Origin of the sequence: Leucobacter aridicollis (assembly GCF_024399335.1) — a bacterium.
Taxonomy (GTDB): domain Bacteria; phylum Actinomycetota; class Actinomycetes; order Actinomycetales; family Microbacteriaceae; genus Leucobacter; species Leucobacter aridicollis_A.
This window is the reverse complement of sequence record NZ_CP075339.1, coordinates 1975381-2001026: the sequence shown is the minus strand read 5'-3', so window position 1 is coordinate 2001026 and position 25646 is coordinate 1975381. Positions and strand designations below refer to the sequence as shown.

Below are 25646 nucleotides of genomic sequence, written 5' to 3'. Positions count from 1 at the left end.
CTACAAAGGAGTCACGATGACTGCATTCACAGACGACCTCGAGGCAGTAGAGGCACTCAAGGCTGAGCACGGCGCTGGCTGGGAGCAGATCAATCCCGAGTACGTTGCTCGAATGCGTGCCCAGAACCGGTTCAAGACCGGTCTCGAGATTGCGCAGTACACAGCCGACATCATGCGCAAGGACATGGGCGAGTACGATGCGGATTCTTCGGTGTACACCCAGTCGCTCGGCGTGTGGCACGGCTTCATCGGGCAGCAGAAGTTGATCTCCATCAAGAAGCACCTGAAGACCACCAACAAGCGTTACCTGTACCTCTCGGGCTGGATGGTCGCTGCCCTCCGTTCTGAGTTCGGACCGCTGCCTGATCAGTCGATGCACGAGAAGACATCGGTTCCCGCGCTCATCGAAGAGCTCTACACCTTCCTCCGTCAGGCTGACGCCCGCGAACTCGACCTGCTCTTCACGCAGCTCGACGATGCTCGCGCCGCGGGCGACGAGACTGCAGTCGAGTTTGTGCAGTCGCAGATCGATAACTTCGAGACCCACGTCGTGCCGATCATCGCCGACATCGACGCTGGCTTTGGTAACCCTGAGGCGACCTACCTGCTTGCGAAGAAGATGATCGAGGCAGGTGCCTGCGCGATTCAGATCGAGAACCAGGTTTCCGATGAGAAGCAGTGTGGCCACCAGGACGGCAAGGTCACCGTGCCGCACGAGGACTTCCTGGCGAAGATCAACGCTGTCCGGTACGCGTTCCTCGAGCTCGGCATTGACAACGGCGTGATCGTCGCCCGTACAGACTCGCTCGGTGCCGGCCTCACGCAGAAGCTCGCCGTGACTAATACGCCAGGCGACCTTGGCGACCAGTACAACTCGTTCCTCGATGTCGAGGAGATCTCGGAAGATCAGCTCGGCAACGGTGACGTCGTTATCAAGCGCGACGGTAAGCTGCTGCGCCCGAAGCGTCTCGCTTCGAACCTCTACCAGTTCCGTGCGGGAACCGGCGAGGACCGTTGCGTGCTTGACTGCATCACCTCGTTGCAGAACGGCGCCGATCTGCTCTGGATCGAGACCGAGAAGCCGCACGTTGAGCAGATCGCGGGCATGGTCGATCGCATCCGCGAGGTCATCCCGAACGCGAAGCTTGTTTACAACAACAGCCCCTCGTTCAACTGGACGCTCAACTTCCGTCAGCAGGCTTTTGATCAGCTCGCAGCAGAGGGCAAGGACGTTTCAGCTTACGATCGCGACAAGCTCATGGCAGTCGAGTACGACGGCACCGAGCTTGCAACGCTCGCTGACGAGAAGATCCGGACCTTCCAGAAGGACGGCTCGGCCCGCGCCGGTATCTTCCACCACCTCATCACGCTCCCGACGTACCACACGGCGGCTCTGTCGACAGACAGCCTCGCCAAGGGCTACTTCGGCGACGAGGGCATGCTCACCTACGTTCGCGATGTACAGCGCGAAGAGATCCGTCAGGGCATCGCAACTGTGAAGCACCAGAACATGGCTGGCAGCGACATCGGTGACAACCACAAGGAGTACTTCGCAGGCGACGCAGCGTTGAAGGCAGGTGGTAAAGACAACACGATGAACCAGTTCTAACTCGTCTCCCGGGCACACGCCCACGGCAGAGACGCTCAAATTTCCAGCAGATGGGGTTCGGCTTCGGCCGGGCCCCATCTGTGTTTCGCCGGTGTCCTGCGTTGCCCGGAACGGTGTCGCTGTCGCCAGTGCGTGGGCTATGATTCCGGCATGACAGAGTCGCGCTCAGGCCACGCCGGACTGGCGCTCAGCCCTGATACAAGCTCGGCGCTCCGCTATGCAGCGTTCCCGACAGAATCAGGCGGGGGCAACCCGGCAGGCGTCGTGCTCGACGCAGCCGCCATGAGCGCCGCCGAGATGCTCCGGATCGCCGCCGAGATCGGATACTCAGAGACTGCGTTCCTTGAGGCGATCGGCAGCCGCGACTACCGGGTTCGCTACTTTAGTCCCCAAGCGGAAGTCGACTTCTGCGGACACGCGACTGTGGCGGCGGCTGTTGCGCTTGCTGACGCCGAACTCGGCGCCGGTGAGCTGGTGCTCCACTCAAACGTCGGCGAAATCCGCGTGAGCGTTGCCTCTGTCGGGGAACGATACCGCGCAACCCTCACCACAGTCTCCCCAAAGACGGCGGAGCTTCCGGCGGGGCCGCTCGCCGAACTTCTCGCGGCGCTCGACTGGGAAGCTGAAGACCTCGATCCTGATCTCCCAATTGGCCTTGCGTTCGGCGGGCTCTGGCACCCGATCCTGTGGGCGGTGACACGCGAGCGGCTCGCCGAGCTCGAGTATGACTTCGCTGCCCTCACCACGCTCATGCAGCGGGAAGGCTGGGGCACCGTGAGCCTGCTCACCCGCGAGCGCGCAGACCTTATCCACTCGCGAAACGCGTTTCCAATCGGCGGAGTCGTCGAGGATCCTGCCACGGGCGCAGCTGCCGCCGCGCTCGGCGGTTTTCTGCGCACAAACGGCCTCCTCCCGGATGGCGGAAAGTTCAGGGTGTTGCAGGGCGAAGACATGGGCCAGCCATGCCTCCTCGACGTTGACGCGAGCGGTCACGGAGGAATCCGGGTGAGCGGAACCGCGACGCGAATTGTGGCTGACGCGGAGTGACGTGAGTTCGCGCGGGCTGGCCGTGTGATCGCGATTGTGTGCTCGGGGATCGGTGGAGTATTCGGACACTCCTAGATCGCGGCCGCAACCAGAACTCGAGTCGTCTACGGCTCCTTTCTGAACCTTGGATCCCTCGTGGCGCAATGTCGGCGCATGGTCGTATCGTTGGCGCATGGACTCAATCGCGATTCTCACAGACATTGCCCGTCGGCCAGGGGACTCAGCGGAGATGCTCCGCGAACAACTCACCCCACAACTGCTCAATTCCCACCCGCACCACGACAACTCGGTCGCTTGGCTCCTATGGCACGCCGCGCGCGAAATCGACGTTCAGCTGGCTGCGCTCTCTGGGGGCGAACCCGTCTGGTCTGCGGCAGGGTTCGCTGTACGCTTTGGGCTCGACGTTGCTCCGGAAGACATTGGGTACGGGCACACACCGAAGCAGGCGCGAGCGATTATCGTGGACGATCCAGGCCTACTGCTGGAACACCTCACCGCCGTCATCGATGCCCAGGTTTCGTTCATTGAAACGCTCTCGGAGGCAGACCTGTCTCGCATCGTCGACGATCAGTGGGACCCGCCGGTGACACTCGGCGTGCGACTCGTGAGTATGTCTGCAGACGCGCTCGAGCATGTGGCACAGGCCGCTTATGTCGCAGGAATTGGCGAGCACGGTTTCGAACCGAGGTAACTCGGCTGCCATACTTGGTTCATGCATGCCCGACTGCACGCCGCCACGCTTCTCACGTTAGTCATGGGAAGTGCGTGCCTCGCGCTCGCCGGTTGCGCCTCGGCCTCGGTTGGCACGGCAACAATCGAGATCCGTCAACTGCCCGACGACATCGCTGGCGAGGAGCTTGAGGTGCAAGTGCGGGTCGGCGAGGGTAAAAGCTTCAAGTCCCTGCACATGAGCACAGGCATGACTATCGCGCTTGACTCCGTGCCATTCGGAAACGTCGAGATCGAGGCTGTCGGTGTGTGCGCTGTCGCATCGCCAATCGACGAGCTCAACCCGACTACGCGGCTCATCGTCGACGGCACGCACTGCACGCTGGCCGACTGAGGGCGCGGCGAGCTGACCGCCGACTGACTCCCTGACTGCCTGACCGCTTGGTTGGCAGACGAGGCGCCGAGCCCTCGGCAGCAGGTTTCGGCGAGCTCGCGCAGCTCTCAGGCCGAGGCGGGGGTCCCCGGGCGGCTGAAGACAAGCAGCGCGTCGGCCACGATGTCATGTGGATGCACGTCCCAAACGATCTCGGTCCTCCCGACGAACTCAAGATGCGACGCGAGCACGCGAGTGCAGTCCGAGATGAGCCGTGTTGTGTGGCCATTGTGACTGATGTCTGCGACGTTCCACACGACGTACCCGCCCGGGGCCGTGAGCCTCGCGCACTGTGCGGCGACGAGTCCGAGTTCGGCCAAGTACCGCTCGTAGTCCCCGCCATCGCGCTCGTATGCGGTGAGCGGGTCAGCCTCGTGGTCGTTTGCGGTCATGTACGGGGGCGACGTGAGTACCAGTTGGGCCGCGCCGTCTGCAACGGTGCGGTCTGTTGCGCGGGCGAGGCGGAGGAGTTCACGGGCGTCTCCCTCGACGACGATGGCCGGGGGAACCGTGCGGCGTACATGTTCAACGCGTTCAGGAAGGAGTTCAATACCGAACGCGCGCCTGCCGAGTGCCGCAGCACGCGCGAGTGTTGTGCCAAATCCTGCGAACGGGTCAACGACGAGGTCGCCAGGCTCCGTGCAGTGCTCGACGACATGGTCGACAACAGCCGCGACCATGTGCACGTCTTCGTCGGCGGACTCGGCCCGCTCTGCATGAAAACGCGCGAGCGTTGTCGGCAGCGTTGCCGCAAGCGGCGATGCTGGCTGCAACCTGAGCGAGCGCTGGTCTGGGGGAGTTGTCATCGCATGCAGTGTATCGACACCAGGTAGTCGTGCCCGCCGGGCCCGCGGCAGTAGGCTTGCGGCAGCGCACGCGACGCGAGCGTCGGCCCGTTGTGCGGGCCTGGGAGATGCGGTCGGAGGATTCCGTGGCAGACAGTGGCAAGACATCGCGAGAAGCGGCCCCCGCTGCGAAGGTCGACCTCAAGAAGTCGCTCGACAGCTACCAAGCCAAGCGCGGCGAGTTTCGCACGCTCGATGTGCCCGATATGCAGTATCTGATGATCGACGGGCACGGTGACCCGAACGTGAGCCCCGAGTATGTGGCAGCGCTCGCAGCGCTCTACCCCGTCGCGTACAAGATGAAGTTCTCGAGCAAGCGGGAGCTCGCTCGAGACTATGTTGTGCCGCCGCTCGAGGGGCTCTGGTGGGCCGCGGACATGGAATCGTTCACTGTCGGCCGCGACAAGTCGCAATGGGACTGGACCATGATGCTCATGGTTCCAGAGTGGCTCGACCGTGCTGCGTTTCAGAACGCTGTTGCGCTCGTTGACGAAAAGGACGCCCCTGAGCGTCTGGCGGACGTGCGATTTGAGACGCTCAGTGAGGGCACCTGTGTACAGACGCTCCACGTCGGCTCGTACGATGATGAAGCACCTGTGCTTGCTGAAATGCATGATGACGTTATCCCTGCGCGGGGGTTTGTGATGCGCGGCATCCATCACGAGATCTACTTCAGCGACCCCCGCAAGGTTGCACCCGAGCGGATGCGGACGCTGCTGCGACAGCCAGTCGAGCCTGCCTCGTTCGCCTAGTTCGCTCCTCGCTCCATCAGGCGCCAGCTCCTGTCGAAGAACGGAGTGAGCGTTGCGGCAACATAGATCACCCCGATCACTCCGAGGCTCGCCCGCACGCCGATGAGCTCGGCGCCGAGGCCGCCGAGCAGGCTGCCGACTGGCATGCCAGCCCACGCCCCGGCGGTGACGAGTCCGAGCACGCGGCCGCGCAGCTCGGTTGGGATTCGTTCAAACTGTGCGGCGCCAAGGATCGGGTTGATCGCGCCGGCAGCGAGCCCGCAGACGATGGCTGTCGCGACCATCGCCGGGAGTTGAAACCCCAGTGCCGGGGCGAGCGCGAAGGCGCCGGCGACTGTGAAACAGATTGCGAATGGAACCCGGCGGGGCAGCCTGTGAGCGACAAAGCCGAAGGTGACAGTGCCGGCGAGCGCGGCCGCGCCGAACGCCCCAATGACGAGCCCGAGCGGGGCGGCCCCTCCGAGCTCTTCCGCAGCGTACAGGGGCATCAGCGTTCCCGATCGCGCGGTGTCGAGGGCGTTCGTGAGAAGCACGAGTGCGACGATCCGCACGAGCAGCGGGTCGCGGGTGACAAAGCGGAGGCCGTCGCGCAGGTCGTGCCAGTAGCTGTGCGTGCTTGGTTCCGGCGGGCTGGCAGCCGGGACGCGAACGAGGGCCGCAGTCAGGATCGCTGAGGCGGCGAACGCCGCCGCTGTGACGTACAGCGCAGGGTAGGGGCCTATCGCCGCGACGAGGACCCCCGCGAGTGGCGCCCCGAGCAATGATGACAGGCGACTTGTGCCGTCGAGAAACCCGATGGAGCGTTCGATTGGAAGGCTGGCTTGTTCGGACACAGTTGGCAGGAGCACCCGTCTCGCCGTTTCGCCGGGGGAGTCGAAGAGTCCACCAAGGAAGACGAGTGCAACAAGTGCCGGAAGCGGGAGTACGCCTGCCGCAGCGAGGAGTGGGATGAGCGCAAGTGTCGCGCCGCTGATGATGTCTGCGAGTGCGGCGGAGCGCACGTGGCCGATCCTGTCGATGATCGCTCCGCCGAACGTTCCGCCGATGACGACCGGCGCTGTGGTTGCCGCCGCCGCGAGCCCGACCTGCAGCGCACTCCCGCCAGCCCCCAAGATCGCGAAGGGAACTGCGAAGACGGTGACGACGTTACCCGTCCGCGAGAGCGCATGGCTGGCAAGCAAAGCCTGAAGCGGCAGGGTGGCGCCATGCGGCCGGCTGGTCACGGTTGCTTGTATCCCTGCGCGAGGAAGAACACGGGGGCGGCATCTACGTTTTCGGCATTGTGCTCGCTCGCGGCGAGCCAGCGCTCCTGCAACGCCTCAACTTCGGCACCGAGCTCGGCCAGCTGGGCGGGAGTGAGGCGGAGGCTTCGGTCCGTTGTAAACCCGGCTTCGAGCCATTCGGGTGCGAGTTCCGCAGCGGCATCAATGTAGTCAGTGAGGCGCGTGGCATAGGCCTGGCCGAGGGACCTGAACATTTCGCGCTGCGCTGTGAGCCGTTCGGGGTCGCGCGCGAACTCGGCTGTGTCCCACACGGTCGTCTCGTGGACGGCGCGCCACCAGCGCTGGCGGCGATCGGTGCCGGGCCCCGCGGCTTCCTCAACGAACCCTGCTGTTGCGAGCGTTCGCAGGTGGTAGCTGAGCGAACCCGGAGCCTCGTCGACGAAGTTGGCAAGGTGTGCAGCTGTCTGGGGACCGTGCTCGCGGAGGAGTGCGAGCAGTCGGAGCCTTGTCGGGTGCGCGAGTGCGCGCATGTGCGACGCGCGGTGGAGGTTTGGTTCGGTGGCCATTCATCGAGCATATCGCGCAACGAGTATTGCGCAATAGTTCTTGTGGATTCTGTCGAAGCGAGAGATCTGGGCTGGACGCGCTGGACGTGCTGGATGCTCTGGACTTCACCCATACATATGGGATCGGCGTTTCCAATCGCGCTGGTGCGTGAATCTGGCATTGATGAGGCGGATCACAGGCGGTGTGCACGCACGTTGGAGGCAGAGGAGCCAGACAGTGCGGGCGCCTGGTCCTGCCGACGGAGGGTGCGGGGTGCCGGGCCTGTTGTGCGCGCCTGAGGCCTGGGCCTGATGTAGCGGTCGGTCGCTGCAGGGGGGAACGGGCCGGAGCCCTCGCGCGGCCTACGGTGCGTCGTTGATCAGTCGTTTCCCGAGGACGATCACGTCGTTCGCCTCGTACCCGAGCGCAGTGTAAAACCCGACCGCCGCGGAGTTCTCGGAGCGCACCATCAGCTGCGCCTTCGGGCAGCCGAGCGCCTCAAGCCGTCGCTCGACCTCCGCGACGAGCGCACGGCCGATGCCGGATCCGCGTAGCGCCTGCGCGGTCGCGAGGTAGTACATCCAGCCGCGATGGCCGTCAAACCCAGCCATCACGGTTCCGACGAGTGTGGTGCCGTCGCAGATACCTGCACCTGCACTTGAACCTGCGCCAGGGCCTGCCGTTGCCGCGGGTTCGCACTCCGCGACAAGGAAAAGCTCGGGCTGTGCTGAGAGGCTTCGTGCAATATCCGCCCGCGGATCGTTCCACGGGCGAGTGAGCCCGCACGCTTCCCACAGCTCGACAGCAGCCTCGGTATCCGACTCTCGGAACGCCCTGAGTCGAATCGTGTGGGTGCCGCCTGCGTGCCGTGTGTGAGTCATCGCCCCAGCCTACGTGAGCCGCGCAGTCGCGGTGCGCACGAGCTCTGGAATCTCTGCGAGCGTCACAGCGTCGCGGCCGGGGCCCGGCCGACCGACGTAGAGCGCACGCATCCCTGCAGTTAGGGGCCCCTGAACATCCGCGTCCCAGGTATCTCCGACGAAGACTGTCTGCTCGGCAACGCCTCCGCAGCGCTCAAGCGCGCGCTTGTAGATCAGGGAGTGCGGCTTGCGCCACCCGACTTCGATCGAGGTCACGACATCCGAGAAATACCTGGCGATGTCGAACCTGTCGAGCTGCTGCTGCACAAGCGTCGGGTGGTGCGTATTACTCACCACGGCAAGCGTGTGGTCACGCGCGAGGTCCGTGAGACACTCTGCGGCTGAGTCCGCGAGCCGGATATCCGCAGACCAGGCCGCGAGATACTCGTCGACGAGACGCCCGAGTTCGCCTGCGCTCGGCAACCCGACTGTCGGAAGTGTGAGTTCGGCGTAGCGGCATGCAATCTCATACATCGAGCACTCTCGGCCCGACGCGCGGGCAGCGTCGTCGAGCTCGCGCCACGCGCGGTCCCACAGTCGGCTTGCGGTGCTCGCGTCGAGGTCGGCGCCCGTCCGGACTGCAAACTCGTGCGGCGCATTCCGGCTCGCGGGGTGCACCGCCGGGTCGTAGGCCACGAGCGTGCCGAAGAAGTCGAAGAAGACGTGCGTGGCGCGATCCATCCCGCTCACGACGCGTCTGATTCGGTTCGCTTCGCGTCAAGCTGAGTGAGCAGCCCGCGAACCTCGCGCGCGACGACGTCGGGCTGGGTGAGGGGCGCGTCGTGCGCGGCATCTTTGATAGTTACGAACGCGCTGTGGGGGAGTGCTTCGTGAGTGAGGCCCGCTGACTTTCGCATGAGTCCCCGCTCACCGGCGCCGACGGCGATTGTCGCCGGTCCAGGGAACCGGCGCCAGCCGTCAGGTAGCGTGAACCCGATGTTCTCCTTGACGCTCGCGATGAGTGTGTCAGTGGTCATCGCGCGGCTGTCCCTGACAAAGTCGTGCAGCAGCGCGTCTGGAACACCGAGCTGCTTCGCTTGGAGGCGAGCGAACCACTCGCGCCTGGCGAGCGGGGCGGAAGCTCGAAGGAGGGTGAGGGTCGCCCCCTGCGCAGGGGCCGGGACAGTCTCCCCGCTGATGATGAGTGCAGCGCGAATGAGGTCTGGGTATTCCGCGGCGAGTCGGATGGCGAGCTGGGCCCCCAGGGAGAAGCCAACGACTGTCACGCCGTTCGGAGCACGATCTCGAATGAGCGCGACCAGCCTCTCGATGGCGTCGTCGTGCGAGGTGTACTCGACCGAGCTGCTTGTGCCGTGCCCGGGAAGGTCCGGCACAATTGCGCGGACATCGCCCGCGAGCTGTGCGAGGACAGGGCGCCACATCCAGCCTGAGACTCCGCCGCCGTGCAAGAAGAGCACGTCTGATCCGGATCCCGAAATCATAGTGTTCATACTCCCGAAGCATAACAGTGGCAGAGTCAACGCAACGGCTCGTATTGTGACGCTGTGAGACGCACTGTTTCTGTATGTTGCGTGGTGTTTCGGACTGTTTCGGCGGCTGGTGCGCCGCGCGCTTCCGGCCGGTAGCGTGACCGCCATGACTACGCAGACTCTCACCTCCGAGCCAACCATCACTGTCCCCGAAATCTCAGCGGGTGACCGCGCCGAACGCCTCAGCGCGGCAGGCGCCGCCTGGGGCGAGCGGATCGATAGGAATCGCGACTCGTCGAAGCTCACCTACCGAGTCGAGGGCATTGGCGAAGGCGGAGTCGCAACGCGCGTTCGCGCGGGCAAGCACGAGTTCGTCATTGACGAACCTGCCGCGCTTGCCGGCGACGACGTTGCGGCAAGCCCCGTCGAGTACGCACTCGGTGCCCTCGTCGGCTGCCAGGTTGTTGTGTACAGGCTGTACGCGCAGGCGCTCGGAATCCAGGTCGACGATATTCGAGTCACCGCTGAGGGGGACCTCGACGCAGCCCGTCTGCTCGGCAAGGACGACACCGTGCGGCCCGGATTCAGCGGAGTGCGCCTCAACGTCGAGCTCACTGGGCCGGAGTCGCAGGAGCGCTACGAGCAGCTCCGCGACGCCGTCGACATTAACTGCCCCGTGTACGACCTGTTCGCGAACCCGACGCCCGTCGTCGTCTCGGTCACGAAGGGATAGGTGCACCGCATAGCATTGACCCATGGGTTATTCGCGTGTGGTTTGGGGCATGAGTGCCCTGCTGTGGCTGATCATCACTGTGCTGTGGTGCGTGTGGTTCGGGTGGCCGGCGGCACTCGTGGCAGTGATTTTCGCGATTCTCCCGGATGTGGCCCTTGTCGGCGCGTTCGCGAGCCAAGGCAAGCTGAAACCAGAGCGGGTGGCTTTCTACAATCTGATGCACAACGCCCTCATCGCCGTCGGAGTGCTCGTTGCCGGGTTCGCCGTGTTCTTGCTCACCGGCGGTATGGACGGGGGCATTTGGGCGATCGGTCTAGCGGGTCTCGCTTGGTTCGTGCACATCGCGGTGGATCGCGCGTTCGGCTTCGGTCGCCGCGACACCGATGGAAGCATCATTCCTGTCGTTTAGGCACACGATAGGGACTCCCGGCCGACCGAGCGGGGCTGTAGGGGAAAGATCATCCCGTGGGTGGATGGGTGTCGTACCAGGGTACGACGCGGCGCGAATAGCGGTGCGGACAGACTGGAATGGTACGTGAGTCCGACCCTGCCTGAAAGGCGCTATGACCCCGCTCACCCGTCTCAGTCTGAAGAACCGCCTGATAGTTGGCCTCGTGACCCTCGCGGTCGCCGTGCTTGGCATCATCTCGATGGGGGCGCTCAAGCAAGAGCTCATGCCGTCGATGAAAGTGCCGATGGCCTACGTGTCAGTCCAGGCTGACGGGCTCGCACCCGAGGAGCTCGTGACAGCGGTGACCGAGCCAGTCGAACAGGCATTGAAGTCGATACCAGGCATCACGCGTGTCAATTCAGATACCTCAAGCGGCTACGCGAACATCATGGTGGAGTGGCCGTTCGACGAAGACGCTGATGAGACGGTTCGCACGATCCGCGCGACGCTCGATGCGCTGAAGCCGAGCTTCCCGAGCGGCGCCGAGGCCGAGGTCTTCTCGGGCGGTGCCGACGACATGCCAGCGATGGTGCTCACCGCCGGCACGAGCGGTGACGAGGCCGAGTTTGGTGATGCTCTCGAGCAGCGCGTCGTCCCCGCGCTGCAGGCGCTCCCCGGTGTGCAGAAGGCGACGCTCTCCGGGCGCGAGGAACAGCGGATCGTCGTCGATCTCAGGCCAGGTGATGTCAAGAAGCTGAAGGTCGAGCCCGCTGCAGTGCAAGCTGCGCTGCAGGCGAACGGCGCGGCCCTGCCTGCGGGCCAGGTCGATGGCGAAGCCGGATCGATCCCGATCGCGGTTGGGACCCCGCTCGGCACTGTCGAGGAAATCGCAGCGCTGCCGATTGCGGCCGAGGACGGCGTCGTACGCGTCTCCGACTTTGCCGACGTCCGAACCGAGGCGATTCCTTCCGACACGATTTCACGCGTGAACGGCAAGCCGGCGCTCACCCTCCAGATCATGCCGGCGCGCGGAGCAAACGTCGTGCAGATCTCGCACGCCGTCACCGCTGAGCTCGAGGCACACGCACCCGGGCTCAAAGCTGAGTTCGTGACGATCTTCGACCAAGCCCCGTTCATCGAGCAATCAATCCACGACCTTGCGGTCGAGGGTGGTCTCGGTCTCGGCTTCGCCGTGCTCGTGATCCTCGCGTTCTTGGCCTCCTGGCGTTCCACGATCATCGCCGCGGTGTCAATCCCGCTCTCGCTGCTGATCACCCTTATCGGGCTGCAGTGGAGCGACAACACGTTGAATATCCTTACGCTCGGCGCCCTGACGATCGCTATCGGACGCGTCGTCGACGACTCAATCGTCGTGATTGAGAACATCAGCCGCAGACGGGGGACCGGACCGCTGACGATCGAGGGCGTCGTTGCCTCGGTGCGCCAGGTCGCTGGCGCGATTACCGCGTCGACGCTCACAACCGTCGCAGTATTCCTGCCGATCGCCTTCGTCTCCGGCATGGCTGGCCAGCTGTTCCGGCCGTTCGCAATCACCGTATCGATCGCCCTCGTCGCGTCGCTCGTCGTCGCGCTCACCATCGTGCCCGTGCTCGCGTACTGGTTCATGCAGAAGCCGCCGAAGCGTGGTCACGGCGTGGCCGACGAGCACGCCGATCCCGACCACGTGCCGTCGGAGCTCGACGAGATCCACACCACTCCCGATCGACTTCAGAAGGCGTTCATGCCCGCGCTCTCCGCGACGCGCCGGCATCCGGTGATCACGCTCGTGAGCTCTGGTCTGATCCTCGTGCTCACGCTGGGAATGACCGCGTTCCTCAAGACGGACTTCTTAGGGTCTTCGGGGCAGGAGAGCCTGCAGCTCACGCAGGTCGTCAAGGAAGGAGCGACGGATCTCGTCGCCGAGGCCGAGCCAGTCGAGCAGGCGCTCGCGAAGGTCGATGGCGTCCGTGACGTCATGACGTCGATCCCTGTCGGGGCCGAGGGCGAACCGACGATCTCGTACGATCTGCAACTTGGCGACGGCGCAGACGTTGCCCAGGTCACTGATGCCGTGCAGGGAGCGCTCGACGCGCTCGACGACTCGGGCGAATTGCGGATCCAGACCCAGGACGCCTTCGTCGGTGATGCCGGGGGTGGCGGGATCGCGTTGCAGATCCGTGGCTCCGATCCCGCTGCACTACGAGCGGCGAGCGAGATGCTCGAGAATGAACTCGCGGACGCCACGGGCGTGCAGAGCGTGTACAGCGACATCAAGGGTGAGCAGCCGGTGATGCGCGTGACGCTCGACGACGTACAGGCGACCCGCCTAGGTTTCGACCGCGCGGCTGTTGCGAAGGCGATCCAGGACGCGATGTCAGGTGAAACCATCGGGCGCTTGATGCTTGGCGGCGCCGAGCGAGATATCGTGCTGCGCACCCCGGGCTCGGAGCACACCGCGGCGACGCTCGGCGACTTGCTTCTCCCCGTCACTCCGCAGCAGACGGCGATCGCGCAGAAGGCAGCGAGCGACGCACTCCAGAAGAAGGCCGACGCAGAGGCCGAAGACGCCCGCCTGGAAGCCAACGCTGAACTGACCAACCAGATCTGGGAGGCCGGCAATCAACGCGCGGAACTCGTGCAGCAGCTCGGCGAGCTCAACGCGCAGCTCGCCGCACTCACCGCAGCGCCAGTCACGCCGTACCCGCCGCTCGACCCCAAGGAGGTCGGCAAACAGCAGGCCGCCCAGGAGCGCGCCGAACAGCTCGCGGGCCTGCAGGGAGCGATCGAAGGTGCCAAGAGCGGGATCGCCGGGATCGACGAGCAGATTGCGGCACTGAGGCAAAGCCAGGCTGACGCGGCTCAGGCCCTCGTCGACCAGCAAGCCGCCGAAGCCGAGGCGAAAGCCGCGACCGAGGTGACCGGTGCCCCGATCAAACTGTCGGAGATCGCCGTAGTCGAAGAAGAGTTGACCGCGCCCGTGATCACGCGAGCTGATGGAGAGCGTCAGGTCGTGCTCTCTGTGACGCCGAAGACCGGTCAACTCGACGCCGCAAACCGTGCCGTTGACAAGGCAATCGCGACAACCGACCTGCCAGCCGGGGTGAGCTTCGAACTCGGTGGCGTGAGCCAGCAGCAGGACGAGGCTTTCGGTCAGCTCGGTGTTGCAATGCTCGCAGCGATCATGCTCGTGCTGCTCGTGATGGTCGCGACATTCCGCAGCTTCCGAGGCCCGCTCGTGCTGCTGATCTCGATCCCGTTCGCCGCGACCGGAGCGATCCTCGGGCTCCTCATTACCGGGGTCCCGCTGGGGCTTCCCGCGCTCATCGGACTCCTCATGCTCATCGGCATCGTTGTGACAAACGCGATCGTGCTGATGGATCTCATTAACAGGCTGCGAGAGGCCGGTGCGTCGCTCGACGAGGCCGTAGAACACGGGACGCGGCTCAGGCTACGCCCGATCCTGATGACCGCGGCCGCGACAATTTTCGCGCTTGTGCCGATGGCGCTCGGCTTCACAGGCGGGGGAGTCTTTATCTCGCGGCCGCTCGCGATCGTCGTTATTGGCGGACTCGTTTCATCGACGCTGCTCACGCTCATTCTGGTGCCCGTGCTGTATACGCTCGTGGAGCGCCGCAGGGAGCGAAAGCTTGAAAAGCGTGCCGCGAAGCGTGAAGCCGTAGCCGCGGCCGGTGCTGTGGGGGCGGGGAACGACCAGACGGGCGACGTAGGCACTGAACCTCAGGGAGACGGCGATGCCCGGCAGTAGCAATGGGGCGGCATGCATGTCTCGGACACGGCAAGTGTGCTCTCGCGGCACTGCAAGCGCAACTCAGTAGCAGCGCGCTTCTCTAGCAGTGGCTAGAGTGGCGACATGAGCGATGGCGGATACCTCGGCGGCTTCCAAGGTATGGGGCCACTGGTCCCGCGCCCCGAGGGACTGAGCGGCGATCCCGGTCGCGCTGGCGAGAACGCGCTTGATCGAGATGCGCGGCACGGCGTGAACCGACGCGACGTAACTCACCCCTTGCTGTCGACCTCTGTGTGGGGCAAAGCTTGGCGCGTCGCCCTCGGAGCGCTCGCGGTCTGGCTGCTCGCGCTGCTGGGGTCTGTCCTCGCCTTCGCTGATGGGCGCTTCGAATACTTCGCGCCTCGCCCACTCGGGTCGGTCGCACTCATCGCGCTTCCGCCGGTCGGCTGTACTGTGCTCGCGGTGGCGCTTGCGCGCTTGCTGGAACGGCTCGCCGCGCCAACGCAGGCGCTTGTGTTTGGACTCGCTGCCTACGTCGCAGCGGTCCTGCTAAGCGCCTTTTCGCAACTCGCCTGGGCCGACGCCGGTGTCGGTTGCCTCGCGGGCGAGCCGTGCCTCACTGACTTCTGGCAGACGACCGCCTTCGCCGCACTCATTTTCGTCCCAGTCATCGTGCTCGGGGCGATCGCGTATGCTCTCGCGCGAACGTCGGTCACGACGCGTGGGCGGTGGGCATTCGTCGGAGCGTTGGCGCTCGCTCTCCTCGCAACAGCTGTTTTCGCGGTGACCGGGCTCACATCATCTGTCTGACCGGCGGTGGGCAAAGTAGCCACCTGCCGATATGGTGTCGCTATGGACAGCAACCTGAGCGGGTCCTTGCCCGACGACCCCAGCGTCCCGCGGCCTGAGGGAAGTGGCACGGTAGGCGACAAGCCCGCACCGCTGGTTGGCGACCACCCGTGGCTTGCCACGGGGTATATCTCGCGGGCCGCCCGGGTTGCCGCCTATACCTTGTGCGTGTGGGGGATCTGGATCGGGGCCAATCTGATCCTGCTCGGCCCTGGTCAGGGCTTTTGGGTGATCTCATCGCCCAGTTTCGCGCTGGCTGCGCTGCTCTTCCCGCCTGTGTTCTTCGCTGCGGTCGCCGCCGCGATGCAGCCGTGGCTCACCCAGTTTGTGCCCTTCACCCAATCGCTGCTCTTCGGCGGCGCGGCCTATGTCGCCGCCGTGCTCTTGGTCGCTATCGTGTCGGTCGTCGAAGCGATCGGGTCCGAGCCCTGTCCGCCCGGAGACGTGTGCGCTCCCGGGGTGTGGTTCAACATCGGCGTCTCCGCCTTCATGTTCCTTCCAGCGATCCTGATCGCCGGTATCGGCTACGGGCTCGCGCTCGCATCGGTGACACCCCGCGGCGGCAGGGTCTTTCTCGTGACGCTCGGGGCGACGCTCCTAGTCGCAGCCGTAGTAGCGGTGTCGGCGATAGCCCCATTCATCGGCGGGGGATATGGGAACCAGGGCCAGCCACCCGGTAGTGTTTGGGAATAGTCTGCGCGAGTTTCACAGCGACCGGAAGGATACGGCGTGCACCTGAAGAGCCTCACCCTCCGTGGCTTCAAATCGTTTGCGCAGCCGACAACATTCCAGTTCGAGCCGGGAGTCACTGCAATCGTCGGGCCGAACGGCTCCGGCAAATCGAACGTCGTCGACGCCCTTGCCTGGGTGATGGGGGAGCAGGGCGCGAAGACGCTCCGTGGCGGCAAGATGGAAGACGTCATCTTCGCGGGTACATCGACCAGGGGTCCGCTCGGGCGTGCGGAAGTCAGGCTCACCATCGACAACAGCGACGGCGCGCTGCCAATCGAGTACACGGAGGTGACGATCAGTCGCATTCTCTTTCGAAACGGCTCAAGCGAGTACGCGATCAATGGCGAGTCGTGCCGTCTGCTTGACGTCCAGGAGCTGCTGAGCGATTCGGGCCTCGGGCGCGAAATGCACGTCATCGTCGGGCAGGGCCAGCTCGACACCGTCCTCCGGGCCACCCCGGAGGATCGCCGCGGCTTCATCGAAGAAGCAGCAGGCATCTTGAAGCATCGACGCCGCAAGGAACGCACCCTGCGCAAGCTCGACGCGATGGAGACGAACCTCACTCGCCTCAACGATCTTGCTGGCGAGATCAGGCGGCAGCTCAAACCTCTCGGGAGGCAGGCCGAGGTTGCGCGGCAGGCGCAGACGATCGCCGCCGAGGTGCGGGATGCGAAAGCTCGGCTACTCGCCGACGATGTGACACGGCTACGCACGGAGCTCGCGAGCCTCGCGAAGGACGAATCGGAGCGCCACTCGGAACGCATCGTGCTGCAGGAGCAGGTGGAACAGAAACAGTTGCGCATCGAGCGGCTTGAACAGGAGCAGCAGGGCGACGAGCTTGACGCCGCGCGCCGCGTCACGTTCGCTCTCGAGAGCGCCCAGTCTAAGCTGCGGGGCCTGTACGCGCAGGCACAGCAGCGTCTCACCTTTCTTGCGACGCAGTCGGAATCACCCGAGCAGGTATCGCTGACGAGTCGAACTTCAGTCGACGAGGCTCGGGAAGAGGCGCGGGAGCTCGCTGCCCGCATTCCCGAGCAGGAGGACCGATGGCGCGCCACTGAGCAGGCCACGCGGAAAGCGCAACAGATGCTCGACGCCATCGATGAGCAAATCCAGGCGCAGGCCGAGCTCGTCTCCCGCCACGACCTTGAGCTTTCGGCGCTTCGCGGACGACTCGAGGCAGCCGAACAGAAGCGGGAGACCATCGCGGCTGAGCTCGAACGACGGACCCAAGCGTTGGCGCAGGCCGAGACTCGAGCGAGCGATGCTCAAGCCGAACTCGAGGCATTCGAGTCCGAATCCAACGACGCAGAGTTGCCAGAGGGCGGGCTCGACGGCGCGTACCGCGCGGCGCAAGAACGCGAGACCGCCGCCGAGAAGCTTGTCGACGAACAACGCTCCGCCCTCCACGCGCTCGAGCAGGAGGCGTCGGGCCTCGAGGCCCGCGTATCAGCACTCGCGCGCTCATTGGATCAGCGCGACGCGTCTGGCACACTGCTCGCCGAGCAACCCGCCGGGGTGCTGGGCCGTGTCGCGGACCACGTCAAGGTGCGCGACGGCTACGAGGCAGCGGTCGGCGCGGCGCTTGGAGTGTTCGCCGACGCGCTCCTCGTGGACTCCGCCGACGTCGCACAGGGTGCCGTCTCCGATGCGCGGCAGCGCGACATCGGTCGCCTTCGGGCCGTCATCGCGAATGCCGCCGCTGTCGAGAGACCAGCCGTCGCAGTGCCCGGCCTTACTGCGATCTCGACGGTACTTCTCGAGGCACCCGACGGTGTACGAGGTCTGCTGAGTCGAAGCTTCGTCGCCGGAGACGCAGCGGAGGCCGCTGCGGGCGCCGCCGCCCTTCGGTCGCTATTGCCCGGCGGTGGCTTCACGATTGTGACGTCCGACGGTGATGTGCTCACCGAGCACACACTGGCTGGCGGGTCAGGGCTCGCGCCGTCGCGGATTGAGCTCACTGCAGACCTCAGCGAGGCCCAGGACCGGCTCGAAGTCATCTCTGCAGAAATTGAGGCTGCGGCTGCGGCGCTCGCCGACCAGCGGGAGCGGGTCGCGCGACTCAAAGCTGAGAGTAAGGCGGCCTACGCCGAGCTTCGCGAAGCGGACGCCAGGCTCGCCGAGCACGCTCGCAGGCGCCAACAGCTCGTCGTGCGGGCAGAAGCGACACGCTCCGAAGCTGAACGAGCAGCGACCGCACTAGCGGGCGTGACTGGCTCGGAAGATGAGGCCGCCGAGCTCGTGGTCCAGGCGACACGGGCGTTCGAGGATGCGGCCGCGAAGCCGCGCCCGATTCTCGACGCAAGCCAGCGCGACGATCTTCTCGCAGACGTCGAAAAGGCTCGCTCCGTCGAGATTGAAGCGCGGCTCGCGTTTGAGACCGCCAAAGAGCGCGCCCGGGCTGCAGAGGAACGAAGCGTTACCCTCGCGGCGCAGTTCGAAGCGGAGCGCCGAGCGGCTGAGGAGGCCGCACGTCGAGCCGTCTTGCGTTCGCGGCAGGTCGCACGCGCCGAGCTTGTCGCCGAGGCGCTTCCAGGGATCCTCGACGCGTGCGATCGATCCCTCTCCGAGGCTCGCACCGCCCAGCAGGGTGCAGAGCAGGAACGGGCCCGGAACAGCCAGGAGCTCACCCTTCTGCGTTCCGAGGAGTCAGAAGCCCGCGGCAAACTGCAGTCGATTACCGAGCTTGTCCACGGGGCCGAGCTGAAGAGTTACGAACGCAAACTGCAGCTTTCGTCCTTGCTTGAGCGGGCAGGGAACGAACTCGGGCTCGTTGAGGATGTGCTCGTTGCTGAGTACGGCCCGCAGGTCGGGATCCCAGTGGCTGGCGAAGGCAACGCCACGGTCGGTGCATCGCCGAGCTCCGAGGTATCGGCCGACGCCGCTCCACCGACAAGCGAACTCTCGCTCGAGGAACAGCTCGCGGCCGAACTCGGGCTTGCGGGCGCGGACGCTGGCGTGCGCGAGGAACGGAGCCCCTCCGACAGCACCGGTGGAGCGGGGGAACACGGCAACGACGTTGTCCCTGCGCACGACGCGGCGCACACGACAGCGCGCGCAGAACGGACGGTCCCGTTCGTTCGCGCCGAGCAGGAGCGACGTCTCGCGAAGGCAGAGCGACGCCTGAGCGAGCTCGGCCGAATCAATCCGCTCGCGCTCGAGGAGTTCGCGGCGCTCGAGCAACGGCATAAGTTCCTCGTCGACCAGCTCTCCGATCTGACAAAGACGCGCGCGGATCTACGCCAAATCATCGAGGAGCTCGACGAGCACATGCAGGGGATCTTCGCTGCTGCCTTCGAGGACACGCGCGCCGCGTTTTCCGAGGTGTTTCCGATCCTGTTTCCCGGTGGTTCCGGGGAGATCTCCCTCACGAACCCTGACGAACTGCTCACGACGGGCATCGACATCGCGGTGCGGCCCGCGGGCAAGAAAGTCGAACGGCTGTCTCTCTTGTCGGGTGGCGAGCGCTCCCTTGCTGCCGTTGCCCTTCTCGTTGCGATCTTCCAGGCGCGGCCGAGCCCGTTCTACATCATGGACGAGGTTGAGGCAGCGCTCGACGACGCGAACCTTGGCCGCCTGCTGCAGGTCTTCGAACGGCTGCGTGAGACGTCGCAACTCATCGTCATCACGCACCAGAAGCGCACAATGGAAATCGCCGACGCTCTGTATGGCGTATCGATGCGCCGAGACGGGATCTCCGCTGTCGTTGGACAGCGGCTCGGTGCTGAATCCTGATCACGCTGAGCGTCGCGAGGCGAGTCGGAATCCGATACTTTTGCGACCCGAACCCGTCGGCGATTGATTGAATCTAACAAAATTGTCTCGGCAGGGCTGGAGAACAACACAGCGCTTGCTCCCGGCGATACGCTACGAACGTACCGCTCCAATGGTGGGGCGTACCAAACCGTATGGAAAGGCGTAGCCAATGAAGGTTTACTCCAAGAAAACTGCAGCCGCGATTGCGCTGTTTGCCGGTGCGGCCCTCGCGCTGTCAGGCTGCACATCAAGCAGCGATAAGCCTGCTGACGACACAACATCGACACCCTCGGGGGACTCGGGTGCACTGAAGATTGGCACACTGCTTCCTCAGACGGGAACGCTCGCGCACCTCATCTTCGGCCCTCGCGCAGCAGTGAAGCTCGCGATGGAAGACATCAACGCTGCGGGCGGCGTTCTCGGCTCAGACGTCGAGCTCGTCGTCGAAGGTAACGAGCACGACGCGTCCGACCCGACGATCATCAACAAGAGTGTCGACGAGATCATCAAGGCAAACCCGTCATTCGTGCTTGGTGCGATGGGCACGGGCAACTCCAACGCCGCGATGCCGAGGCTCACGGAGGCTGGCATCCTGATGGGGTCTCCCTCGAACACTGGTATCGGGATGTCGGGGATCAACCCGCTGTACTTCCGCACGATTGCATCCGACATTATCCAGGGGCGCGCACTCGGAAACCTCGTGCTTCAGGACGGCCATTCGACTGTGGCGATGCTCGCGCAGAACAACGACTATGGCATCGGGCTCCGTGACAACTTCCAGGAGACCCTGGAAGAGGCCGGCGCAGAGCTCGTGTATGGCGCGAAGGGGTCGGGCGAGGAGTTCCCGGAGGGGCAGACCACCTTCACCTCCGAGGTGACCGCAGCACTGTCAAAGAAGCCTGACGCGATCGCGATCGTGAGCTACGAAGAGGCGAAGCAGATCATCCCCGAGCTTGCAGCTCAGGGGTTCGACCTGTCCAAGCTGTACCTTGTTGACGGTAACACGGTTCCGTATGAGGAGTTCGACGCTGGCCTCCTGAAGGGTGCCCAGGGCACGACGCCGGGCCGCGCTTCAGAAGGCGACTTCCTCGACGCGCTTGTCGCAGCCGATGAGACCGCGACCCAGAGCACGAACTTCGCTCCGGAGTCGTACGACGCGGTCATGCTCGTCGCACTGGCCGCGCAGAAGGCTGGCAGCACGGATCCAGCGGCGATCCGTGACAACCTGCAGGCGGTTTCGGGTGCAGACGGTGGCGAGAAGTGCAGCACCTACAAGGACTGCCTTGCGCTGCTCGAGGATGACAAGGACATCCACTATGAGGGTCGCGCAGGTGGTGGGCCGCTCACTGACAAGAACGAGCCGTCCTCGGCACTGATCGGTATCTACCGGTACGACGAGGCGAACAAGCCGAACGCCGTGGGTGAGATCGAGGGATAACTCTCCCGCAGTCTCTCTCCGGAGGCCCCAACCCGTTTCGGGTTGGGGCCTCCGTTCGTTTGTACGGGTACGAGACGTTGCTTCGCTCACAGCGGGACAGGAACGACGCCTGCGAGGCGATCCTCGCTGAGCTGTGGAGAACCCGCTCCCGCCCCAGAGCGATGCTGTGCCATTGGTCCCATGAACGACTTCTCACCAGACGCCGATGAGCCTGACCGTACCCCTGAACCGTCCGCCAGCCGCGACGACGATGCATTTGTCACGCCCGGCTACGAACTGCAGTGGCGCGCGTCGCTCTCGCAAGACCGCCGCGACTTCCAAGCGATCGACTCTGCTATGGATTCCGCTCGGCGCGCGGAAGGGTTACAGCTGCTCGCCCTCGGGCGCCTCATGGAGCGAACCTGCGGACCGCCCGCAGGCCCGCCTACTCGCGATCTCGAGTTCGCCTTCCGGTCTCTGCGCCTTGAAGTCTCCGCACGCTACAAACTCAGCGAATACGCGGCCGCAAGGCTGCTCAACATCGCACACCAGGCGGGAGGACTGTATCGTGCCACCGCTGATGCACTCCTCGCCGGGGAGATCAACTCGACCAACCTGCGAGTCGTAGTTGAAGAAGGGGCGCCGTTCGGCCTCGAGTCAAGCGGCGCGCTTGCGAGCAAGCGATCTCGATACGAGACGGCGGTGCTCGACCACGCGCGGATCGAGCCGTCCAACAGACTTCGTCCGATCGCGCGCCGACTGGCGCTCGAATTCTCCGAACTCAACGAAGACTCGCGCAACGAAGAGGCCGCCGCTCGGCGATCCGTGTGCGTTTCGGACCTCCCCGACGGCATGGCCGAACTCCGCGCGTATCTTCCTGCAGCGGTGGCGTATGGCATTCGGGATCGGATCCGTCAGATCGCGAAGTCCGTGGTGCTGTTGGAAGCGAAGAGTGGTCCAGCTGTCCCCGAGAAGGCGCAAGACCCCCGACCGCGCAAGCGGCCACAGGTGGAAGCTGACGTGATGGCCGACCTACTCTTGCGCGGCATAACCGATGCTGGCGCCACCTCCGACCCTGCGGACGGTGACGAGCCAACCGGAGGCCCGGCATGCGGCGCTGCGGGCGAACTCCGCCCCGCACTCGGGATCGGAGTGAGCGCGCATATCCAGGTGATCATCCCAGCACACACCCTCGGTGAACACGGAGAAGCCGGACGCACGGATGGGATTGCCGAGCTCGTGGGATATGGCCCGATCGGGGCCACCGCTGCCCGAGAACTCGCCGGGGGAGAACGCGTTTGGGACGCGGTGTCCGTCGATCCTGATGGCGCAGTGCTCGGCGTCGAACGCTACCGCCCGAGCGCAGAGATACGCCGCCTGCTCGCCGCCCGCGACGTACACTGTCGCGCCCCTGGATGCAGGATTCGCGCGAGTAGGTGTGACCTCGACCACACCAAGGCGGCGGCTAGTGGCGGCGAGACTCGCACGGACAACCTCGCGCATCTCTGTCGGGGGCACCACACGCTGAAACACAACTCAGCTTGGAAAGTGGATCAGCAGCCGGGTGGCGTATTGAAATGGGTCAGCCCGACGGGGGCCGAACACATCGAGCGCCCGCCGAGCCGGGTCCGGTTTCGAACAGTGCGCGATGAGGAGCCCGGCCCGTTCTGAGCCTAGAACCTCGTGCGTGCGGTGTCTGCCTGGGGTTGGATGACCGCGTGCACGCGCGGTCATCCACACCTCGGCGCCGTTCCGGACCACTTCTGGATGAGGGGCGTCGGCTACCGATCCCCATCTACACCGCTGACAGGAATCGCACCCGTCTCCGCGCGCTTGGCGTCGACGTCGGTGGCGAGTGTGCCGAGATACAACTCGATCACCTTCGGATCATTCGCGAGTTCGCGACCCGTGCCCTGGTGCGCGTTCGTTCCCTGATCCAGCACGTACGCGCGGTCGCAAATCTGCAGGCACCGGCGAGCATTCTGCTCGACCATCACAATCGTCACGCCGGTCTGATTGATCTGCCGCGTCCGAATGAAGGTCTCATCCTGTCGGACGGGGGAGAGCCCCGCGCTGGGCTCATCCAGCAACAGCACGCTGGGCTCGGTCATGAGTGCCCGTGCCATCGCGACGGACTGGCGTTCGCCGCCAGATAGTGAGCCGGCGAGCTGCTTTCGCCGGTCGGCGAGCATCGGAAACAGGTCCCAGATCTCGGCCACGCGACTCGCGAACCGCTTCGGGTTCAGGAAGAGGCCCATCTGTAGGTTCTCCTCGATCGACAGCGTCTGGAACACGTTGTTGGTTTGCGGGACGAAGCCGACCCCCTTGCGCACGAGTTCCGTTGTCTTGGACTTGGTGACATCCTCACCGTTCAATGCCACGGACCCGTCACGGATGTCAACGAGCCCGAACAGCGACTTCAACAGCGTTGACTTGCCCGATCCGTTGGGCCCAATGATCCCGACGAGTTCGCCCTTGTGAGCGGAGATATTGCAGCCGTTGAGGATGTTGATGCCCGGGAGGTAGCCCGCGACGAGGTTGGTCGCCTCGAGGACGAGCTCTTCCGATGGAACGCTCACGCCGCCGGTGTGTGCGTTTGCCGTGGGTGGCTCGGGTGTAGCGAGTGCGTCAGTCATCGCGCTTCCTCCTTGATCTCGTCCTCGATGGCGCGCATCATTTGCGTGTTGATGACGTCGCCGAGATCCTGGTCGTGGTGCGCGCCAAGGTACGCGTCGATCACGGCTGGGCTTGTCATGACGTCTTCCGGTAGTCCCTCCGCAATGATCCTGCCCTGGGCCATCACCACAACCCAGTCGGAAATGTGCCGGACCATGTGCATGTCGTGCTCGACGAACAGTACGGTGGTGCCATCGTCACGGAGCTGCTCAATGTGCTCGAGCAGGCTCTGGGTCAGCGCGGGATTCACACCAGCCATCGGCTCATCGAGCATGATCATCGAGGGATTCGACATCAGCGCGCGCGCCATCTCCAGGAGCTTCTTCTGGCCGCCGGACAGCCCGCCTGCCATATCGTTGCGCTTCGCGTCGAGCTTGAACCGCTTGAGGAGCTCCTCCGCGCGCTCAACGTTCTCGCGTTCGCGCTTCGCCCAGAGCGGCTTCACGAGCCCGACGAACAGATTCTCGCCGGGCTGGTTCGCCGCCCCGATAAGCATGTTTTCGAGCACAGTCATCCTGGTGAGCGCCTTGGTGAGCTGGAACGTCCGGATCATCCCGGATCGCGCCACCTTCGTCGCGCTCGTCGTGGTGAACGACTTGCCGTTGAAAGACCAGCTGGCCTTGTCGCGGCCAGTCGCCGGTGTCGGCTTGTCGAACCCTGTGAGGAGGTTGAAGAAGGTGGTCTTGCCCGCTCCGTTGGGCCCGATGAGCGCGGTGATCGCGCCACGCTGCACCTCGACGTGGTCGACGTCAACGGCTGTCATTCCGCCGAACCGTCGGACGACGTTGTCGGCCACGAGGATCGGGTCCGGCTTCGGCGCCCCGGGCCGCTGTTCGATCTGGGCCAGGCTCGCGCGGAGTTCCGCGCGGTCGTATGGGTAACTAGTCATTGAAGGCCAACTCCTTCTTGTTTCCGAGTATGCCTTGCGGTCTGAATATCACGAGCAGCATGAGCATGAACCCGATGAGGATCCATGCCAGGATCTCGGCCTGCTGCGCGTTGAGCACGCTCGCCGGCACGAATTCCGAGGCGACGCTCGTGATGACGAGGCGCACGACGAAGAAGAGGATCGCGCCGAGGAGCGGTCCGAGGATCGTCGCGGCGCCGCCGAGCAGCAGGATCATCCACAGGTTGAACGTGGTCGCGCGCGACATCCCGTCAGGGTTGATGGTTGCGGGCAGCGACATCACGATGCCGCCGAAGCCGCCCATAACGCCGCCGATCATGAGCGCCTGCAGCTTGTATGAGAAGGGGCTCTTGCCGAGGCTTCGCACCGCGTCTTCATCCTCTCGAATTCCCTTGAGGACTCGCCCCCACGGGCTGCGGATGAGCAGCCATGTGATGAGCAGGAAGAGGGCGACGAGCGCCCACGCGACGATGCGGGACCACCAGTCGTCCACGCCGGTGTTGAAGTAGTTCAGGCCGAGGAACGAGGTGCGCCCCTCGGGCAGTGGGGAGAGCGCGTTGAACTGCTCGCGGAACCGCGTGCTCTGGATGCCGCTCGGGCCGCCCGTAATGTGACTGATATTCGCAAGCCGCGCGGTCATGCGGAGGATCTCCGCCGCGCCAATCGTCACGATCGCGAGGTAGTCCCCCCGGAGTTTCACAGTCGGGATGCCGAGCAGCAACGCGAACAGCGCCGAGGCCGCCATCGAGATCAGGATCGCTGGGAACAGTCCCACCCCGTTCATGACCGAGATCACGAAGCCGTATCCGCCGACGAGCATGAAGCCCGCTTGCCCGATGTTCATGAGCCCGGTGAATCCGAAGTGGATGTTCAACCCGGTCGCGGCGATAACGAACGCCGCGGTGACGGGGGAGAGCGCAGTCTGCAGCATTGCCTGCAGGAGTCCGGTCCAAAATTCCATGA

At 64.8% G+C, this 25646-nt stretch carries 22 protein-coding genes; 13 read left to right on the top strand and 9 right to left on the bottom strand.

The window, feature by feature from the left end:
• Positions 1-16 precede the first annotated feature (16 nt).
• From KI794_RS08960 to KI794_RS08945, 4 genes are all read left to right on the top strand, one after another.
• Positions 17-1609 carry an isocitrate lyase gene (locus KI794_RS08960; RefSeq protein ID WP_255807830.1) on the top strand — a complete coding sequence of 531 codons (1593 nt, stop codon included), beginning with the start codon at positions 17-19 and terminating at the stop codon, positions 1607-1609.
• 150 nt (positions 1610-1759) lie between these two features.
• Positions 1760-2656: a PhzF family phenazine biosynthesis protein gene (locus KI794_RS08955; protein ID WP_255807828.1), complete on the top strand. Its 897-nt coding sequence runs from the start codon at positions 1760-1762 to the stop codon at positions 2654-2656.
• A gap of 172 nt (positions 2657-2828) precedes the next feature.
• A complete protein-coding gene (locus KI794_RS08950) occupies positions 2829-3347 on the top strand; it encodes a mycothiol transferase (RefSeq protein WP_255807827.1) in 519 nt (172 codons plus the stop codon).
• 21 nt (positions 3348-3368) lie between these two features.
• Positions 3369-3719, top strand: a complete 351-nt coding sequence (locus KI794_RS08945) for a hypothetical protein (protein ID WP_255807826.1) — start codon at positions 3369-3371, stop codon at positions 3717-3719.
• A 107-nt stretch (positions 3720-3826) separates the two neighbouring features.
• Here KI794_RS08945 and KI794_RS08940 read toward each other — a convergent pair whose 3' ends face one another.
• On the bottom strand, positions 3827-4564 hold the full coding sequence (locus tag KI794_RS08940; RefSeq protein ID WP_119283976.1) for a DNA methyltransferase: 738 nt from the start codon (positions 4562-4564) through the stop codon (positions 3827-3829).
• A 125-nt stretch (positions 4565-4689) separates the two neighbouring features.
• Here KI794_RS08940 and KI794_RS08935 point away from each other — a divergent pair, with 125 nt between their 5' ends.
• Positions 4690-5355: a GyrI-like domain-containing protein gene (locus tag KI794_RS08935; RefSeq protein ID WP_255807825.1), complete on the top strand. Its 666-nt coding sequence runs from the start codon at positions 4690-4692 to the stop codon at positions 5353-5355.
• On the opposite strand, the gene KI794_RS08930 is transcribed toward KI794_RS08935, so the two are convergent.
• From KI794_RS08930 to KI794_RS08910, 5 genes are all read right to left on the bottom strand, one after another.
• Complete coding sequence (locus KI794_RS08930; RefSeq protein ID WP_255807824.1) at positions 5352-6578, bottom strand: MFS transporter; 1227 nt, start codon at positions 6576-6578, stop codon at positions 5352-5354. The two genes, KI794_RS08935 and KI794_RS08930, sit on opposite strands and share 4 nt — an antisense overlap.
• Entirely contained in the window at positions 6575-7144 is a 570-nt protein-coding gene (locus KI794_RS08925) for a winged helix-turn-helix domain-containing protein (protein ID WP_255807823.1), read from the bottom strand. Before KI794_RS08925 ends, KI794_RS08930 begins: the two co-directional genes overlap by 4 nt.
• 342 nt (positions 7145-7486) lie before the next feature.
• Positions 7487-8005: a GNAT family acetyltransferase gene (locus KI794_RS08920; RefSeq protein WP_119283972.1), complete on the bottom strand. Its 519-nt coding sequence runs from the start codon at positions 8003-8005 to the stop codon at positions 7487-7489.
• 9 nt (positions 8006-8014) lie between these two features.
• Positions 8015-8725 (bottom strand): HAD family hydrolase, encoded by a 711-nt coding sequence (locus KI794_RS08915; RefSeq protein WP_255809754.1) that lies wholly within the window; start codon positions 8723-8725, stop codon positions 8015-8017.
• Between the two features lie 5 nt (positions 8726-8730).
• The gene (locus KI794_RS08910) at positions 8731-9495 is read right to left on the bottom strand and encodes an alpha/beta fold hydrolase (protein WP_162921254.1); all 765 of its coding nucleotides are present in this window, start codon (positions 9493-9495) and stop codon (positions 8731-8733) included.
• 145 nt (positions 9496-9640) lie between these two features.
• Here KI794_RS08910 and KI794_RS08905 point away from each other — a divergent pair, with 145 nt between their 5' ends.
• The 8 genes from KI794_RS08905 (at position 9641) to KI794_RS08870 (ending at position 22771) form a co-directional block, all read left to right on the top strand.
• A complete protein-coding gene (locus tag KI794_RS08905; protein ID WP_119283969.1) occupies positions 9641-10207 on the top strand; it encodes an OsmC family protein in 567 nt (188 codons plus the stop codon).
• Between the two features lie 49 nt (positions 10208-10256).
• Entirely contained in the window at positions 10257-10616 is a 360-nt protein-coding gene (locus KI794_RS08900) for a DUF4260 family protein (RefSeq protein ID WP_255807821.1), read from the top strand.
• Positions 10617-10770: 154 nt separating this feature from the next.
• Positions 10771-14364: an efflux RND transporter permease subunit gene (locus KI794_RS08895; RefSeq protein ID WP_255807820.1), complete on the top strand. Its 3594-nt coding sequence runs from the start codon at positions 10771-10773 to the stop codon at positions 14362-14364.
• Positions 14365-14469: 105 nt separating this feature from the next.
• Positions 14470-15156 (top strand): hypothetical protein, encoded by a 687-nt coding sequence (locus KI794_RS08890; RefSeq protein WP_255807819.1) that lies wholly within the window; start codon positions 14470-14472, stop codon positions 15154-15156.
• A 42-nt stretch (positions 15157-15198) separates the two neighbouring features.
• Positions 15199-15888, top strand: coding sequence for a hypothetical protein (locus KI794_RS08885; RefSeq protein WP_255807818.1), 690 nt, complete (start codon positions 15199-15201; stop codon positions 15886-15888).
• A 36-nt stretch (positions 15889-15924) separates the two neighbouring features.
• On the top strand, positions 15925-19662 hold the full coding sequence (locus KI794_RS08880) for an AAA family ATPase (RefSeq protein WP_255807817.1): 3738 nt from the start codon (positions 15925-15927) through the stop codon (positions 19660-19662).
• A 190-nt stretch (positions 19663-19852) separates the two neighbouring features.
• Positions 19853-21121 (top strand): ABC transporter substrate-binding protein, encoded by a 1269-nt coding sequence (locus tag KI794_RS08875; protein WP_255807816.1) that lies wholly within the window; start codon positions 19853-19855, stop codon positions 21119-21121.
• Positions 21122-21301: 180 nt separating this feature from the next.
• Positions 21302-22771, top strand: coding sequence for an HNH endonuclease signature motif containing protein (locus tag KI794_RS08870; RefSeq protein ID WP_162921253.1), 1470 nt, complete (start codon positions 21302-21304; stop codon positions 22769-22771).
• Between the two features lie 110 nt (positions 22772-22881).
• Here the strand turns inward: KI794_RS08870 and KI794_RS08865 are convergent, their stop codons facing one another.
• From KI794_RS08865 to KI794_RS08855, 3 genes are read right to left on the bottom strand one after another with little or no spacing between them, the layout of a single operon-like run.
• Positions 22882-23736, bottom strand: coding sequence for an ABC transporter ATP-binding protein (locus KI794_RS08865; protein WP_255807815.1), 855 nt, complete (start codon positions 23734-23736; stop codon positions 22882-22884).
• A complete protein-coding gene (locus KI794_RS08860; protein WP_121072321.1) occupies positions 23733-24665 on the bottom strand; it encodes an ABC transporter ATP-binding protein in 933 nt (310 codons plus the stop codon). Before KI794_RS08860 ends, KI794_RS08865 begins: the two co-directional genes overlap by 4 nt.
• Entirely contained in the window at positions 24658-25644 is a 987-nt protein-coding gene (locus KI794_RS08855) for a branched-chain amino acid ABC transporter permease (protein WP_255807814.1), read from the bottom strand. The genes KI794_RS08860 and KI794_RS08855 overlap by 8 nt, the downstream gene beginning before the upstream one ends.
• Positions 25645-25646: the final 2 nt, after the last annotated feature.

What these genes read in the sequence shown, in the direction of transcription:
- KI794_RS08960 (WP_255807830.1), top strand. Translation starts at nt 17, where the DNA reads ATGACTGCATTCACAGACGACCTCGAGGCAGTAGAGGCACTCAAGGCT.
- KI794_RS08915 (WP_255809754.1), bottom strand. Translation starts at nt 8,725, where the DNA reads ATGGATCGCGCCACGCACGTCTTCTTCGACTTCTTCGGCACGCTCGTG.
- KI794_RS08860 (WP_121072321.1), bottom strand. Translation starts at nt 24,665, where the DNA reads ATGACTAGTTACCCATACGACCGCGCGGAACTCCGCGCGAGCCTGGCC.
- KI794_RS08955 (WP_255807828.1), top strand. Translation starts at nt 1,760, where the DNA reads ATGACAGAGTCGCGCTCAGGCCACGCCGGACTGGCGCTCAGCCCTGAT.
- KI794_RS08890 (WP_255807819.1), top strand. Translation starts at nt 14,470, where the DNA reads ATGAGCGATGGCGGATACCTCGGCGGCTTCCAAGGTATGGGGCCACTG.
- KI794_RS08950 (WP_255807827.1), top strand. Translation starts at nt 2,829, where the DNA reads ATGGACTCAATCGCGATTCTCACAGACATTGCCCGTCGGCCAGGGGAC.
- KI794_RS08900 (WP_255807821.1), top strand. Translation starts at nt 10,257, where the DNA reads ATGAGTGCCCTGCTGTGGCTGATCATCACTGTGCTGTGGTGCGTGTGG.
- KI794_RS08855 (WP_255807814.1), bottom strand. Translation starts at nt 25,644, where the DNA reads ATGGAATTTTGGACCGGACTCCTGCAGGCAATGCTGCAGACTGCGCTC.
- KI794_RS08870 (WP_162921253.1), top strand. Translation starts at nt 21,302, where the DNA reads ATGAACGACTTCTCACCAGACGCCGATGAGCCTGACCGTACCCCTGAA.
- KI794_RS08895 (WP_255807820.1), top strand. Translation starts at nt 10,771, where the DNA reads ATGACCCCGCTCACCCGTCTCAGTCTGAAGAACCGCCTGATAGTTGGC.
- KI794_RS08925 (WP_255807823.1), bottom strand. Translation starts at nt 7,144, where the DNA reads ATGGCCACCGAACCAAACCTCCACCGCGCGTCGCACATGCGCGCACTC.
- KI794_RS08910 (WP_162921254.1), bottom strand. Translation starts at nt 9,495, where the DNA reads ATGAACACTATGATTTCGGGATCCGGATCAGACGTGCTCTTCTTGCAC.
- KI794_RS08940 (WP_119283976.1), bottom strand. Translation starts at nt 4,564, where the DNA reads ATGACAACTCCCCCAGACCAGCGCTCGCTCAGGTTGCAGCCAGCATCG.
- KI794_RS08945 (WP_255807826.1), top strand. Translation starts at nt 3,369, where the DNA reads ATGCATGCCCGACTGCACGCCGCCACGCTTCTCACGTTAGTCATGGGA.
- KI794_RS08875 (WP_255807816.1), top strand. Translation starts at nt 19,853, where the DNA reads ATGAAGGTTTACTCCAAGAAAACTGCAGCCGCGATTGCGCTGTTTGCC.
- KI794_RS08905 (WP_119283969.1), top strand. Translation starts at nt 9,641, where the DNA reads ATGACTACGCAGACTCTCACCTCCGAGCCAACCATCACTGTCCCCGAA.
- KI794_RS08885 (WP_255807818.1), top strand. Translation starts at nt 15,199, where the DNA reads ATGGACAGCAACCTGAGCGGGTCCTTGCCCGACGACCCCAGCGTCCCG.
- KI794_RS08865 (WP_255807815.1), bottom strand. Translation starts at nt 23,736, where the DNA reads ATGACTGACGCACTCGCTACACCCGAGCCACCCACGGCAAACGCACAC.
- KI794_RS08920 (WP_119283972.1), bottom strand. Translation starts at nt 8,005, where the DNA reads ATGACTCACACACGGCACGCAGGCGGCACCCACACGATTCGACTCAGG.